Below are 13,291 nucleotides of genomic sequence, written 5' to 3' on the forward strand. Positions count from 1 at the left end.
GTATCTTCGTTCACTTTTACCTCGTTAGATTTTGTAAAAATTAAGTTGCTAATGGTCTAAAAAAGTAAGTGTAGGGGAAAAAAACTCTATTAGCAACTAAGCTTTGAGTTAAGCAAACTAATTGTATTTAGAATAGTTTAGCAACTATTTTTTTACCTTTATTGGCAAAACTTAGTATTTTTGAGAAAGGCTTGTTACAAAATATTTCATTGCTTTGCTAAAATCTTAAATCAATTTAGCCTTATAAATTTACTTGAGGAATTAAAATGCGTAAATACTTAGCTATTTTACTATTAGGAATAATATTAGTTTTAGGAGCTTGTAAAGATAGTAAGCCTACAGGGGCTTGGGTAGCCGTTGACACAGGAACAATAAACACATTTTTTGAGCTAAATTTTGTTAATGGGCAAACTGCCTGGATAACAGGTTGGTTTGAGCAAGGCCCAAAAGAAACAGAAGGTTGGCAAATACTGCAAACATATGATGGTGGAAAAACTTGGACACCAATGACCAATCAAACAGAGCAAAAAATTAAGTATGTATATTTTGTTAATGAAAAATCTGGTTGGGCAATAAATTTGACTCAAGATATTCTTGCAACTAATGATGGTGGCACAACCTGGGAGCTAATTAGACCAGCAGGTAAGGTTAAAATCAAATATAACTATAATAACCCTGGAGCCGCTACAGAAATGCCAGACCCTATAAACAAGCTTAAATTCTTAAATGAAAAAGTAGGCTGGGCCTGGGGCGGTGGTAAAAAAGATAGTGCTGTAGAGCAAGAAGGCGTTTTTATTCGCACGGTTGATGGTGGAAAAAACTGGCAGAAAATCGAATATCCTTTTGAGGGCGAAGTTAAGGCTATGTTTTTTCTAAATGAAAAAATAGGTTGGGCATCAAACAATAAATCTGGCTTATTTAAAACTGATGATGGTGGGCAAACTTGGATAAAACAAGCTGATGATGTAACAAGACCTTTTATTAATGGAATTGCTTTTGCCAATGAAAAAGTTGGTAGCATTGTTGGTGATAGCTATATTGGTGTGACTGATAATGGGGGACAAACTTGGAAAAAAGTAAAACTTCAAGGTCTTTATCTTAATGATGTTTATTGGGTAAATGAAAAAGTTGCTTGGGCAGTAGGTGATAAAGGTAAAGTAATGTACACGGAAAACAGCGGTCAAAAATGGGAAGCTGTTGCTTCAGATTTACTTGAACCAGAATATGCAAATATTACTAAAATAAGATTTTTTGATGCTAATTCAGGTTGGGCCTATGGAAATAATGGGTTATTGCTTCACTATGAAGTAAAAACTAGTAAGTAAATAATTTGGTTAACCTAAATTAATATTTAAAAGATCACAAATTTTATTATGCAAAAACTAAGAAAATAGTCTTGGTGGCTATAGTTTTATCAATATTAAGTATTATTTATTTATTAATTTGGGATTTTATTCAGCGGTCAAATACTGATAGGTTGCCTAAAATCATGCTTTGGGCTTGGGAACGCTCAGAGAATTTAATGTTTATTGATAGTAAATCTACAGGAGTAGCTTTTTTGGCAAAGACTATTTTGTTAAAAGAAGATAAAGTAGATATTCGTCCTCGTCTACAACCTCTAGCAGTTGCTCCAAATACAGTTTTAGTTGCTGTAGTAAGAATAGAAACAAGCTTACAACAACCTCCAGAATTATCAGAAGAACAATTAAGACAAACTATAAAAGCAATAAAATCTGTTACTAAGCTAAATATTATAGGCCTACAAATAGATTTTGATGCTAAATTGTCAGAAAGAAAATTTTACAAAGAATTGCTAGAAAAATTACGCAGGGAATTACCCAAAAATTACTTACTTTCTATAACAGCTTTAGCTTCTTGGGCAATGTATGATAATTGGATAGCAGATTTGCCAGTTGATGAAGTTGTCCCTATGCTATTTAGTTTAGGCGTTGAAAAACAACAACTTTTAAGCTATCTAGCAGCTAAAAAAGATTTTAGGACAAAAAATACTCAAACTAGCATTGGCATTTCAACAGGGGAAGATTTACCTTGGCTACCAGCAAAAAGAAGAATTTATATTTTTGCAAATCAATCTTGGTCAAAAGAATTATTAGAAGATGTTTTACAAAAGGTGGAAAAATGGCAAACAAAATAACTCAAAGAAGGATAATTTTATTAATAACTTTAATAGTAACAATATTTTACTTTAGCCCAACTTTGTTTAGTTGCGGGCCATATTTTAGAAACGCCATATTTAGTTATTCAGCGCATCCCGACTTACCTTTAGATGGTTTTGCTCGCGGAGAAATAGGTATATTAAAACCAGAATATGCTCGTTCTTATTTAGTTGTTGCTTATCGTTACTTAAATAATGAAAAGCTTAGTCCAAAAGAGCAAGAAGCCGCTTTAAGCTTATGGTACAAGCGTTTAGGCCCTACTGTACTTAGTCCAGAAAGCAAAAAACAACTTGGGTTTGATAGTAATCCAAATATTGATAGCGAAGATAGCCAGCCTACAGACGATGTAGGTTTAACTAATTGGTTGATGGCTAGAAAGTTAGTCTTACCTTCAGAAGAAGACAAATATTTAGGGGTAAACAAAGATATTTCTACAGACAATTATTTTATTGGTTATGTAAATTGTTATGACGATGCGTTTAACACAGCAGCCAACACCTTAAAAGAAAAAGTAAAAAACCTTGGTGCAACAAATCCAGAAGTAAAAGAATGGCTAGCCGCGCAAGACCAGGTTTTTACTAACTGTTCTGAAACTACGCCAATGATTCCTACACCAGCGAAGGCAAATAGCAGCCCACAAGCTAAAGCTGATCGTGCTTATCAAATAGCAGCAGCAAAGTTTTATAGTGGTCAGTTTGATGAAGCAGCAAATTTATTTCGTGCAATTAGCCAAGATAAAACTTCTTCTTGGCAAAAAGTAGCACCTCTTTTAGTTGCTAGATGCCAAGTTCGTAAAGCTATGCTGAGTTTGCCAGTAGATAAAAGCACACCTTTACAAGGCTATTTTGACCGTAGTGTTTTGCTTCAAGCTCAAAAGAATTAAAGGAAGTGTTAAAAACTGCTGAATTAAAAGATTATCATTCTTCAGCAAATAGATTATTAAGATATGCTGATTTTCGTTTAGAGCCAGGCAAGAAATTAACAGAGTTTGCTAATCAGCTAACTAAAGCAAATGCTCAAGAATTTGGACAAGATTTAGATGATTATACTAACTTGTTAGATAAATTAGCCGATGATCCTTATGCTTTTGAACTTCCTAAAAGCAAAATTGTCAATAAATTACCAGAAGTTTTAGGTAAACAAGATTTAACCGATTGGCTACTTAATTTTCAGTTAAATGATGAAAAGGCTTTAAACTACGCCTTAGAAAAATGGTCTGAAAAGAAAGCCTTGCCTTGGCTAGTTTCAATTATAACTAAAATAGATGGCAAGCATCAAAAAGTGTCTCAAATACTAGATGCAGCACAAAAAGTAGATGCTAATTCTCCAGCTTTTGCTTCTGTAGCTTTTCATAAAGTCCGACTTTTAATTGAGATGGAAAAAAGAGCAGAAGCTAGCACAGAGTTAGATAAAGTTTTAACTAAAGATTGGCCGACTTCTACTAAAAATAGTTTCTATTCTCAAAAATGCTACTTGCTAATAATTTAGAAGAATTTCTTAAATATTCTCAAAGAACTGCTGCTGGGCAAGGTTATTTTTATGATGATAGAGAAATTCCAGAAGATGAAGAAAGCGTTGATGAAAATGGAAAACCTTTACCTAAAAAAGATAATGTAGTTTTGTTTGATGAAGATTCAACAAAGATAATAAATAAGCGTTTTTCTTTGGCAATGATGAATCAAGCAGCCTCAAACAAATCTTTGGCTAAAAATCTGCGTAATCGCTTAGTTGTTGCTACTTGGGTAAGAGCATTGTTACTAGATAATGAGGAAATTGGTAGAAATGCAGCTAATGAACTAATAAAAATCTACCCAGAAATGAAAGAAGACTTAAACTCATATCTTAAAGCAATTAGTCCAGCAGCAAGAAAATTTGCTGGTCTTTTTGCTGTGCTTAAATATCCTGCTTTGCGTCCAGTTGTTGATGCTAATGTAGAGAGAGAAACTAATTTTAGTGAAATAGATAGTTTTCGTGACAATTGGTGGTGTTCTTTTGATCCTCAAGAAGCGGCTGACTCGGTTTATTCTCGTGTATTACGTGATGTAGAAGGCAATATTAAAGAAGAAAAAATACTATTACCAAATTTTCTTGATAAAACTTTGCTTACTCAAGCTGAAACAGAATATAAAAAACTAGCAACTTTAGGAACAGCACCAAACTATTTATGTAATGAAGTAATTAATTGGGCTAAAGCTAACCTTTCTGACCCAAGAGTTCCGCAAGCTTTACACTTAGCTGTTAGGTCAACTCGCTATGGATGTATAGATAAAAAGACTTTAGCTGCTTCTAAATCAGCTTTTCAAGTCTTAAAGAAGAATTTTCCTAATAGCGAATGGTCAAAGAAAACACCGTATTTTTTTGGCGAGCAGTAAGAAAAAGTTGCATCAAATTTTCTGAGTTTTTGAAAAGTTAGTTTTTCGCTACATCTGTTCCTAATCTCGGGCCTGCTAGCATATAATTTCGTGCATTGTCCGTTGTTTTTGGGAGAAAACAGGCAATTTTAGCTGTTAGTAGCTAAAAACAAAAACTTATTTTGCCCTATAAAAATTAGTTCACAATGGAGTAAAAATTTATGTATTTTGATGAATTTAAGCATCAGCTTCCAGATATAGATCCACAAGAAACCAAAGAATGGTTAGACGCTCTAGAACAAGTAGTTTTAGCCGAAGGTGTTGATCGTGCGCGGTTTTTGATGCGCAAATTGATGAAAAAATCCCGCTTAATGCAGGTTGGATTACCACCTCTGGTACAAACACCATATATCAATACTATTTCTCCTGAGCAAGAAACTCCGTTTCCTGGAGATGAAAAAATGGAATTGCGCATTCGTCGAATGATTCGATGGAATGCTGCGGTTATGGTATTAAGAGCTAACAAAAATTTTCCTGGCATTGGAGGCCATCTTTCCACTTATGCTTCATCTGCTAGCTTATATGAAGTTGGTTTTAACCATTTCTTTAAAGGTAAAGATAATGGGGAAAGCGGCGACCAAGTTTTTTATCAAGGCCATGCAGCACCAGGAATTTATGCCCGTGCATTTTTAGAAGGACGTTTAACAGATGCACATTTGCAAAATTTTCGACGTGAAGTTGGAGGCGCAGGACTTTGTTCCTATCCACATCCTAGATTAATGCCAGAATTTTGGGAATTCCCTACAGTATCAATGGGACTTGGCCCAATTAATGCAATTTATCAAGCTCGCTTTAACCGATATTTGCAAGCTCGTGGTATTAAAGATACTTCTAATTCAAAGGTTTGGGCATTTCTTGGAGATGGTGAAACGGACGAACCAGAAGCACTTGGAGCTTTGTCTGTTGCTAATCGTGAGGGATTAGACAATTTAGTTTTTGTTGTAAATTGTAATTTACAACGCTTAGATGGCCTAGTACGTGGTAATGGGAAAATTATACAAGAACTTGAAGCCGTTTTTCGTGGTGCTGGTTGGAATGTTATTAAAGTTGTTTGGGGGCGGGAATGGGATGATTTACTTGCTCAAGACGTAGATGGGCTACTGTTAAATCAAATGAATGAAACTTTAGATGGACAATTCCAAAAATATTCTGTTGAACCAGGTTCTTATGTTCGAGAGCATTTCTTTGGAGTAGACCCTAGATTACTAAAACTAGTTGAGCATCTAAGCGATGATGAATTATTAAAACTACGTCGTGGAGGTCATGACTACCGCAAGCTTTATGCTGCTTATCATGCAGCAGCTAATCATAAGGGCGGGCCAACTGTAATACTTGCTAAAACTGTTAAGGGTTGGACATTAGGAGAAAGTGCTGAAGCACGTAATACTACCCATCAGACTAAAAAACTTAGCGAAACAGATTTACGCAAATTCCGAGATCGTTTAGAGCTACCAATTCCTGATAGCGAACTAAAAGACCTACCACCTTTTTATCATCCTGGAATGCAAAGCGAAGAAATCCAATATTTACTTGAACGCCGCCGTCAACTTAATGGGTCTATACCAAAAAGAGTTGTAAGAGCTAAACCTGTTAGTTTACCCAAAGCGGATATATATCAAGAATTTTATCAAGAAGTTAAACAAGAAGTTTCTACAACTACAGCTTTTGTAAGAGTATTACGTAAGCTTTTAGATGATCCAGAAATTGGAGATAGAATTGTACCAATTATTCCAGATGAGGCTCGTACTTTTGGTATGGATTTTCTATTTAAGAAAATAGGAATTTATGCGGCACTTGGACAACGTTATGATCCTGTAGATTCAGCATTATTACTTAGCTATAATGAAAAGAAAGATGGTCAATTACTTGAGGAAGGAATTACTGAAGCTGGATCAGTCGCTTCATTTACTGCTGCTGGAACTGCTTATGCAACGCATGGCGAAAGCATGATTCCTTTCTATATGTTTTACTCAATGTTTGGTTTTCAACGTACTGGTGATGGAATTTGGGCTTTTGCTGATATGCGTGGGCGTGGGTTTTTAATTGGTGGCACGGCTGGACGTACTACTTTGATGGGTGAAGGCTTGCAACACGATGATGGACATAGCCATATTTTAGCTTCTGTTGTTCCTAGCATTCTGACTTATGACCCAGCATTTCATTATGAAATGGCGGTGATTGTTAAAGATGGACTAAGAAGAATGTATCAAAACCAAGAAGATATTTTCTACTATATCACTGCTTATAATGAAAACTACGCAATGCCCGCAATGCCTGAAGGGGTAGAAGAAGACATAATCAAAGGTATTTATTTATTTAGAAAAGGTGATAGCAAGAAGAAAAATAGAGTTCAACTTTTTGGTAGCGGTACAATTCTAAGAGAAGCTATAAAGGCTGCTGATATTTTAGCTCAAGAACATGATGTTGCTGCTGATGTTTGGAGTGTTACTAGTTACCTAGAACTGCGCCGAGAGGCTTTAGCTACTGAAACTTGGAATGAAGAAAATAATGATGATCGTAAACCCTATATTACTCAGCTTTTAGAAGTAACCACCGGCCCAGTAATTGCTGCAACTGATTATATGAAAGCTCTACCAGATATGATTGCTCGTTGGGTGCCTAATAAATTCCGTAGCCTTGGAACAGATGGTTTTGGGTTAAGTGATACTAGGGAATCCCTAAGAGAGCATTTTCACGTAGATGCTAACTCAATTGTTAAAGCAGCCTTGTCTATGTTAAAGCGTAAGTCTGGCCGACAAGCTGCAAAAGGCTAGCAAAAATATTTAAGGAAATAGTAAGTAATGTATTTACCTAGGGCAAATATGCCCTAGGAATTTTAGTTTTAGAGATAGGAGAAAAGTATGAATTCTTTAGACCTTTGGAATCGCTACCAGCAATATTTATGTGTATGTCCACCTGTGGGCATCACTGTAGATATTAGTAGAATGAAGTTTTCAGACGCTTTTTTTTGCTGATATGTCAGATAAAATGCAATCAGCTTTTGAACAAATGGACAGCTTAGAAAAAGGTAGTATTGCTAATCCTGATGAAGAACGCATGGTTGGTCATTATTGGCTACGAGATGCTCAACTTGCGCCAACAGAAGATTTACGTGCAGAAATAACAAACACTATTAATGCAATGAAAGATTTTGCTTCTCGTGTTCATAACGGCGATATAAAAACAGAAAAAGGTGACTTATTTAAGAATATTTTAGTAATTGGTATTGGTGGTTCTGCTTTAGGCCCACAATTTGTTGCTAATGCCTTAACTACTAGGTCAGATAAAATGCGAGTATTTTTCTTTGATAACACTGATCCAGATGGTATGGACAAAGTATTAGCTAATATTGGAAGTGGTTTAGGCCAAACAATAACAATAGTTATTTCTAAATCTGGTGGCACAAAAGAAACTCGCAATGGGATGTTAGAAGCTAGAGAAGCTTATAGCAAAGCAGGGTTAAACTTTTCTAAACATGCTGTAGCAGTAACACAAACGGGAAGCGAACTTTACAAAGTTGCTACAGGTGATGGATGGATTACTACTTTTCCAATGTGGGATTGGGTTGGAGGTCGTACATCTGAGCTTTCTGCTGTAGGGTTACTGCCAGCCGTACTTCAGGGATTTGATATTGAAAGTATGTTGACGGGTGCGCGTGAAGTTGATGCAGTAACTAGAGTTAAGGACGTTTATAAAAATCCTTCTGCACTTTTAGCTTTAATGTGGTATCACGCTGGCAACGGTCGTGGACAAAAAGATATGGTTATTTTGCCTTATAAAGATCGCTTAGAGTTATTTAGTCGTTACCTACAACAACTTGTAATGGAATCTTTAGGTAAGCAAAATGATTTGGCTGGAAATGTTGTTAATCAAGGAATTGCAGTTTATGGTAACAAAGGTTCTACAGATCAACATGCTTATGTTCAACAGCTAAGAGAAGGTGTAAATAACTTTTTTGTTACTTTCCTAGAAGTCTTAAAAGATCGTGATGGTGAGTCAATAGAAGTTGAAACAGGCGTAACTTCTGGAGATTACTTAAGCGGGTTTTTACAAGGAACAAGACGTGCTTTATTTGAAAACGACCGTGAATCTATAACAATTACAGTTGAAACAGTAAATGCTAAAACTATTGGAAAACTACTAGCTTTATATGAAAGAGCCGTAGGATTTTATGGGTTTTTAGTTGGAATTAATGCTTATCATCAACCAGGTGTTGAAGCAGGTAAAAAGGCAGCAGGGACAGTTATCTCTTTACAACTTAAAGCTTTATCATACTTAAGTGAAAATAAAGGAACAGCTTTTACTTTAGATGAAATTGTAAGTGCTATTGGAGCTAGTGAAGATATAGAGACAGTTTATAAGGTTTTAGAGCATGTTTCAGCTAATAATGATCACAAAGTAGGGCGCAAAGCAGGGGATACACCCTTTAGTGCTAAGTATTTTGCTAACTAAAAGTTACTAGATTTGGTACTAAACATAAGATAAACAAAAACTGATGGCGGGGTAGTTCCCCGCCATTAATTTTTATACTAATTTCTTGCACCAGAAACAGGAAGTGTTGTGATAGCAAAACCACCTGGGCTAGAAGGATCTGCTGTGCTTGTAACAACAATAGCAGTAGCTGTTACGGCTGTGTCAGTTTTAGTGCCACGAATAACAAATGTTAAGTCAGAACCATCTGGGGCTAAACCAGGAGCTTCCAAAGCTACGCTGATGTTAGCACCTCTTTCGCGGTAAGCTATAGCTAATGCACCTGTAGGAACAGATGCTGTACCTTTGCCTTTATTAGCAAATTTAAATGGTATTGGTAAAGCACCCATTGGGCTTTGAATAGTAAAAGTCCAATTTCCTTTTAAGGATTTTTGAGCATAAGAAGGCATAACGCTAAATGCCATTACAAATAGAGCTAAACAAAACGTACGGAAAAAAATCTTTTTCATCTAATTAATTCTCCTAAAATTGTTTTAAAAAAGAAGGTGTGGGCGTGGTGACAATCGCCGCGATTTTCACTAATTGTAAAACGACTAAAAGATATGTCAACAGATTTGTTTAATAATTACTTGCTAAACTAGCAGTTAGCAACCATATTCTTAGTATTATAAATGTCAAAAGCTATTAAAAACCATTGTTGATAACTGTAAGTAAAGGTCAAGCTTGTGATAAGATTTTTGGAAAAATTTTGTCTTGACATTTAATCCATAAAAAAGTACAAGCACAGTTATATTTAACTGCTAAATACCTCCTCACAAAAATAGACTAAAAGGTTTTATAACTAATGAGACTTTGTCCAAAGTGTAATGCACAGTACAGTAGTGACCAGGCTATTTGTCCAATAGATGCAACTGCATTAGTTGATTCTAGCGGAAAAACTGCTCAAGTGGCTGATCCAATGATTGGGCGTATGATTGCTGATAAATACCGTGTTGAAAAATTATTAGGGCGCGGAGGAATGGGAGCAGTTTATGAAGGCCAACATTTACTGCTAGATCGACGTGTAGCTATAAAAGTTTTACAACAAAATATGGCTAATGATGAACAAGCTGCTAGTCGATTTATTCGTGAAGCAAAAGCTAGTGCAAGAATAGAACATTCTAATGCTGTAACAATTTATGACTTTGGCGTTTTGCAAGAAGGCAGTGCTTATTTAGTAATGGAATTTATTAAGGGTCGCTCACTACGTCAAGTTTTGATTGATAGAGTACCTGTTAGACCAGATCAAATAATTGATTGGATGATTCAAGTTTGTAATGTTGTAGAAGTAGCACACGCACAAGGAATCATACATCGTGATCTTAAACCAGAAAATGTAATGCTAAAAGAATCTGCTGATGGTTCTTTGATGGTTAAAGTCGTAGATTTTGGGCTAGCTAAAATAACCTCTGATTCAGGTGAAAAAGCTAGCGTTAATCTAACTAAACCAGGCGAAGTATTAGGTACTCCTCATTATATGGCACCAGAATATTATGAAGGTGAAGTAATAGATAAACGTGCAGATGTTTATGCTATTGGAATTATGATTTATGAAATGTTTTGTGGTGATACTCCATTTACTGGGACGGTACAAAGCATTATTGGGGGACATCTTTTAAGGATCCACTGCCAATTATTAAATCTAACCCATCCATCCCCCTGTACTAGATGCTGTAGTACAAAAAGCCTTAAAGAAAAAACGAGATGAAAGAATTGCTTCTGCTGGACAATTAGCACAAGAACTAAAAGATGTTATGCAGGTAGCAAAAGAGATTTTCTTTCAGAAAACAGAAGTTAATTTAGATCCTTTAACTTCAACTGAGAAATTGCCAGCTAAAACCCAATCAAACCTAAATTCATCTCCTATTATTGATAGAAATACTGTTTTTCAAACGGAAACAGAACAAATTCTAAAAACAGAAAAAGTCTTAAACCCTGGTACTAGAGAAACTACTAAAGTAAGTCGAGATGAAGTAATAGTTAATAGTCGTGCTACTCAGCAAATGACTTTAGGCACTATGGCTGTACCACAAGAAGCAATTGAATCAAATATAAAAAATCCTTTAGTTAACGCCCAAGAACACTTTGCTGATCCTGCTAAAACTACTCCTTCTTTACCAGCAATAATGCCTACAAATGAATCTTCTTTTACTTCTGCACCTACTAAAATACAGAGTCCAGTTATAATTCCTGACCAAATGGTAAATAGTGCAAATAGTGAGCTTAGAAAAACACCTTTCTCTTCTACTTCTGCTCCTACTAGACCACAACTTGATCAAATTCCCATAGTTGCTGCTGAGGAAACAATACTTAATACAGAGATTGTGCCACCTACTAGAATTAGTCCTGCTGTTAACTCTAAAACTCCAATAGCTAATCCTAGTTTGTCTGTTCCAAAAACTGCCGCAATAACTATTCCTTCAGCCAATAAATTAGCTTCAAATGTTGAATATGAAAACTTTATGGATGTTTTACTAGCTCTAAAAACACAATTAGTTATTGGCTCAATCATTGTTTTTCTCTTAGCTATTATGGTGACTCTATTAATTATTTACTACTTTGAACGTATGTAGATTTTCTTGTTGCTTTGTTTTGGTAACTCCATATTGATGGTTAGGAAAAATTTTCCTAACCATCAAATTTTTTTCTTGATTTTAATTAGTGTATAAATTACACTAATTTTCGTGTGAAAAATACACTAAATAAACATTAGAGGTAAAAACAATGCAAAACGGGCAAAAGATGATTGCAATTACAATAGGAAACTCTGAGGCTCGTGCTGCTGTGTATGAAAATGGGCAAGTATGTTTAATTCCTTTGGAAGAAGGAGAATACTCAATACCTAGTGCAGTTTTACTACATCGGTTAAGAGAAATAGGTAAGTATGCGTATCTTTATTCTGGGACAGATCCAAACTTATTAGTAACAAATATTAATAGATTATTAGGGCGAAAATATTCAGAACTTCAGTCAGAAATAGCTAATTTAGCTTTTAGCCTTTCCAATGATAATAATAGAGTGCGTATAAATGATTGGATTAACAATAGTTATACTCCAATAGAACTTTATGCAATGTTGCTAAGAAAAATATATAAAGCCGCTGAACAATACTTAAAACAGCCTATAAACCAAGCTGTAATTGCTGTTGCTGGTAGTTTTGATGACTTTCAACGTCGTAGTATTAGAAATGCTGCTGAAAGTGTATTTAAGCAAGTAAAATTAATTAATGAACCTACTGCGGCTGTATTAGCAATGAGTCAAGGCCAACTTGCTACAGGTCAAGAGTTTATGACTGTAGATCTAGGGGCTGGTAAATGTGAAGTAGCTATAGTTAGTCGTCAAAATAATCAAAAACTGCGAATAAAAGCTATTACTGGAGATACTCGTTTAGGTAGTAATGATATTGATTATTTAATTTTTGACCAGCTAGCAAAAGATTTTCAAGCTCGTTATCAGCAACCTTTAATAAGTGATTCTCCTATGGCACGCCATGAAGTGTTAATGGCTATAAAGACAGCTAAACACGAGTTAAGCATAAATGAAAAAGCAGAAATTAACGTTCCCTTTGTAAATTTTGACTGTTTTGGTCAACCTTTGCATCTGCAAGCTATTATAACAGAGCAACAACTAATGCAGCTTTGCGGCAGCTTACTGACTAGGATTAAACAATTAATTAATAGCTGCTTGATGGAAGCTGAACGTCCAAATTTAGATAAGGTGTTTCTTTTAGGTGGTGGGACAAAACTCCCATTATTGTTAATACTATAACTAATACAGTTAGACAAACACCCATAGTAGCAAGAAATTCTGATGAGTTAGCTGTTAGAGGAGCAGCACTTTATGGAGCTTATTTACTTGGACAAGCTAGAGTGTTGGGAATTGAGGATGTTACTGCTCATTCTTTAGGTATTACAACTTATACTGGAACAATGGGTTTTGTCCTAAAACGACAAGCTGTTATTCCAGCACTAAATACAAAAAGATTTTTAACTGTACAAAATAACCAAACTGCTGTGCAAATAGAAGTCCGTGAAGGTGAAGAACGAACAGCTAATAGCAACAAGTTAATAGGCAAATTTGATTTACCTTTACCCGCAAATTTACCTCGTAATTCTCCTATAGATGTAACTATTGGTAAAGATGACGACGGAATTATTTTAGTACGCGCTCAAGATTGTGGTAGCGGGAGAGTGCGAGAAATTTCAATTACTTATGATTTATAAAAGTAAGTTA

At 35.3% G+C, this 13,291-nt stretch carries 11 protein-coding genes and 1 pseudogene; 11 read left to right on the forward strand and 1 reads right to left on the reverse strand.

Annotated elements, in window-relative coordinates:
- Nucleotides 1-266 precede the first annotated feature (266 nt).
- The 7 genes and pseudogenes from IPK14_16540 to IPK14_16570 all read left to right on the forward strand — a co-directional run bounded on the left by IPK14_16540 (nt 267) and on the right by IPK14_16570 (nt 9,040).
- Nucleotides 267-1,325 (forward strand): hypothetical protein, encoded by a 1,059-nt coding sequence (locus tag IPK14_16540; GenBank protein ID MBK7994927.1) that lies wholly within the window; start codon nt 267-269, stop codon nt 1,323-1,325.
- 164 nt (nt 1,326-1,489) lie between these two features.
- Complete coding sequence (locus IPK14_16545; protein MBK7994928.1) at nt 1,490-2,155, forward strand: DUF3142 domain-containing protein; 666 nt, start codon at nt 1,490-1,492, stop codon at nt 2,153-2,155.
- Nucleotides 2,140-3,060 carry a hypothetical protein gene (locus tag IPK14_16550; protein ID MBK7994929.1) on the forward strand — a complete coding sequence of 307 codons (921 nt, stop codon included), beginning with the start codon at nt 2,140-2,142 and terminating at the stop codon, nt 3,058-3,060. The genes IPK14_16545 and IPK14_16550 overlap by 16 nt, the downstream gene beginning before the upstream one ends.
- Before the next feature lie 5 nt (nt 3,061-3,065).
- Nucleotides 3,066-3,665 (forward strand): hypothetical protein, encoded by a 600-nt coding sequence (locus tag IPK14_16555; GenBank protein ID MBK7994930.1) that lies wholly within the window; start codon nt 3,066-3,068, stop codon nt 3,663-3,665.
- Entirely contained in the window at nt 3,644-4,549 is a 906-nt protein-coding gene (locus IPK14_16560; protein MBK7994931.1) for a hypothetical protein, read from the forward strand. The genes IPK14_16555 and IPK14_16560 overlap by 22 nt, the downstream gene beginning before the upstream one ends.
- 200 nt (nt 4,550-4,749) lie before the next feature.
- Entirely contained in the window at nt 4,750-7,362 is a 2,613-nt protein-coding gene (gene aceE / locus IPK14_16565) for a pyruvate dehydrogenase (acetyl-transferring), homodimeric type (GenBank protein MBK7994932.1), read from the forward strand.
- An 87-nt stretch (nt 7,363-7,449) separates the two neighbouring features.
- A pseudogene (locus IPK14_16570) lies at nt 7,450-9,040 on the forward strand (glucose-6-phosphate isomerase).
- Between the two features lie 77 nt (nt 9,041-9,117).
- Here IPK14_16570 and IPK14_16575 read toward each other — a convergent pair.
- On the reverse strand, nt 9,118-9,528 hold the full coding sequence (locus IPK14_16575) for a hypothetical protein (GenBank protein MBK7994933.1): 411 nt from the start codon (nt 9,526-9,528) through the stop codon (nt 9,118-9,120).
- Between the two features lie 335 nt (nt 9,529-9,863).
- Here IPK14_16575 and IPK14_16580 point away from each other — a divergent pair, with 335 nt between their 5' ends.
- The 4 genes from IPK14_16580 to IPK14_16595 all read left to right on the forward strand — a co-directional run bounded on the left by IPK14_16580 (nt 9,864) and on the right by IPK14_16595 (nt 13,281).
- Complete coding sequence (locus IPK14_16580; GenBank protein ID MBK7994934.1) at nt 9,864-10,766, forward strand: serine/threonine protein kinase; 903 nt, start codon at nt 9,864-9,866, stop codon at nt 10,764-10,766.
- A 46-nt stretch (nt 10,767-10,812) separates the two neighbouring features.
- A complete protein-coding gene (locus IPK14_16585) occupies nt 10,813-11,631 on the forward strand; it encodes a hypothetical protein (protein ID MBK7994935.1) in 819 nt (272 codons plus the stop codon).
- A 151-nt stretch (nt 11,632-11,782) separates the two neighbouring features.
- Nucleotides 11,783-12,826 (forward strand): Hsp70 family protein, encoded by a 1,044-nt coding sequence (locus IPK14_16590; protein ID MBK7994936.1) that lies wholly within the window; start codon nt 11,783-11,785, stop codon nt 12,824-12,826.
- Nucleotides 12,808-13,281, forward strand: coding sequence for an Hsp70 family protein (locus IPK14_16595; GenBank protein MBK7994937.1), 474 nt, complete (start codon nt 12,808-12,810; stop codon nt 13,279-13,281). The genes IPK14_16590 and IPK14_16595 overlap by 19 nt, the downstream gene beginning before the upstream one ends.
- The last annotated feature ends 10 nt before the right edge of the window (nt 13,282-13,291 follow it).

The sequence above is a fragment of the Blastocatellia bacterium genome (assembly GCA_016713405.1).
GTDB lineage: Bacteria > Acidobacteriota > Blastocatellia > Chloracidobacteriales > JADJPF01 > JADJPF01.